Origin of the sequence: Mesorhizobium sp. M1E.F.Ca.ET.063.01.1.1, assembly GCF_003998155.1 — a bacterium.
GTDB lineage: Bacteria > Pseudomonadota > Alphaproteobacteria > Rhizobiales > Rhizobiaceae > Mesorhizobium.
The window spans coordinates 1-1644 of sequence record NZ_RZSC01001036.1 but is presented as its reverse complement, the minus strand read 5'-3'; the positions used below and the strand labels follow the sequence as shown (position 1 = coordinate 1644).

Sequence of the window (1644 nt, the reverse complement as noted above, 5' to 3'; positions counted from 1 at the left end):
GGCATAGTATTTGTCCGGTACCTGGTCGTGCGGATAGATGTCGCGCGCCACCTGGATCAGCGTCGCCATCGTCTCGGGCTTCAGCGCCGAGGTTTCCAGGCCCCAGGCATGTTCGGGACTAATGATGGCGGTGCCCGAAATGATGAGCAGCGCACCTGCACCGCCGCGTTTGAGAAGCTCGCGCCGCGAGAGGCCAAGCTGCCTCTCATGCGGCTTCCGTTCATAGATCGTGACCATAATTTCCTCCCTGCTTGCTGTTCGCATCCTCCCCGGATGCCGTTGCTGGCGCCGCGCCGGTCCGCGCGGCATTTGTCCCCTATTGGAAGCGCCCTCCCCGCTGCAGGACCTCGATCTTGTAGCCGTCGGGATCCTCGATGAAGAAGAAGCGGGCGAATAGCGCTCCGTCGCGGTTGAATTCCACGATCTTCTTCGGATTGAATCCGAGCGCGCCGAGCCGATCGTGCTCGCTGTCGAGATCGACGACGGAGAGCGCGAGATGGCCGTAGCCATCGCCCAGCGCGTAGGGTTCTGTGCGCCCCTTGTTCACGGTCAGCTCGACCTCGAATGGAGAGTCGGCGTTGCTGAGATAGATCAGCGTGAAGGTCTCGAAATCGAGCCGCTGCGCGACGTCGAGACCGAAGGCCTTGCTGTAGAAATCGACGGACCGGGCCTCGTCGAGAACCCGGATCATGGTGTGGATCGCCTTCGCCAAATCGGACTCCGCAGCTTTTCGTGTTTTATAGGCCGATTATGCGCGCCGGCGAAAAAAGGTGGTGGCAGCCGATTACCACGCATGCGCCTGGAAAACGGCTAGTGTCGCGCCGGTTTTGAGGACGAAAGTCTGATTGCCGTCACTGGCCGTCAGGCCGAAGATGCAAGCGCAGGCAGTGTTCAAGAGGCGCCAACGCTCAATCGGCGCCCAAGACCAACAAGAACGGGAGGAAAACGATGTGCAGGGTCTTTGCCGGGCAGGATCCGGGAGGCAACCGGCAGATCAACCGGTCGATCCGCATAGACGGGCATTCGACGAGCATCCAGCTAGAGGCGACGTTCTGGGCGTTGCTCGACGAGATCGCCGAAAGCCAGGGCCTGACGACGCCCAAATTCATCTCGACCCTCTATGACGAGGCGATCGAGATCAACGGCCAGATCCCGAACTTCGCTTCGATGCTGCGCACGACCTGCGCGCTCTATCTGCGCGGTCACCGACCAGCGGTGCAGGAGCAGGCAGCGCTGAAACAGGTGGCCGCCTAGCTGCTCGCGGCCACTTCGAGCGCCAGCCGTGTCATGTCGGTGAACAGCGCCTGGCGTTCGGAATAATCGGTCTGCTCGCCGGTGGCGACGTGGTCGACCACAGTCAGCAGCGACAGGGCGCGCGCGCCGAACTGCGCCGAGATGCGGTAGAGCGCGCTGGTTTCCATGTCGACCGCCAGCGCGCCGAGCGCCCTGAACTCGTCGAAACGCGCGCGGCCGTCGGGATGATAGAACACGTCGCTGCAGACCGTGAGCCCCGCGCTGCAGGCGATGCCGAGATCGGCGGCCCGCCGCAGCGCCAGCGCATGCAGCGCCTGATCCGGGCCGGCCGGCTGGTACAGCCCGAAGACCTGCCCGCTGATTGCACCCTCGGCGCGGACGGCACTGGAA

At 63.4% G+C, this 1644-nt stretch carries 2 protein-coding genes and 2 pseudogenes; 1 reads left to right on the top strand and 3 read right to left on the bottom strand.

The features are described from left to right. Together EOA29_RS35715 and EOA29_RS35710 are read right to left on the bottom strand one after the other, a co-directional pair. A pseudogene (locus EOA29_RS35715) lies at window positions 1-237 on the bottom strand (gluconate 2-dehydrogenase subunit 3 family protein); the annotation flags it as partial. A 79-nt stretch (window positions 238-316) separates the two neighbouring features. Next, a complete protein-coding gene (locus EOA29_RS35710; protein ID WP_126093790.1) occupies window positions 317-712 on the bottom strand; it encodes a VOC family protein in 396 nt (131 codons plus the stop codon). A 236-nt stretch (window positions 713-948) separates the two neighbouring features. Between EOA29_RS35710 and EOA29_RS35705 the strand changes: the two genes are divergently transcribed. Then, window positions 949-1254 carry a ribbon-helix-helix domain-containing protein gene (locus EOA29_RS35705; protein ID WP_126093789.1) on the top strand — a complete coding sequence of 102 codons (306 nt, stop codon included), beginning with the start codon at window positions 949-951 and terminating at the stop codon, window positions 1252-1254. On the opposite strand, the pseudogene EOA29_RS35700 reads toward EOA29_RS35705, so the two are convergent. Beyond that, a pseudogene (locus EOA29_RS35700) lies at window positions 1251-1644 on the bottom strand (purine-nucleoside phosphorylase); the annotation flags it as partial. The gene EOA29_RS35705 and the pseudogene EOA29_RS35700 overlap by 4 nt on opposite strands.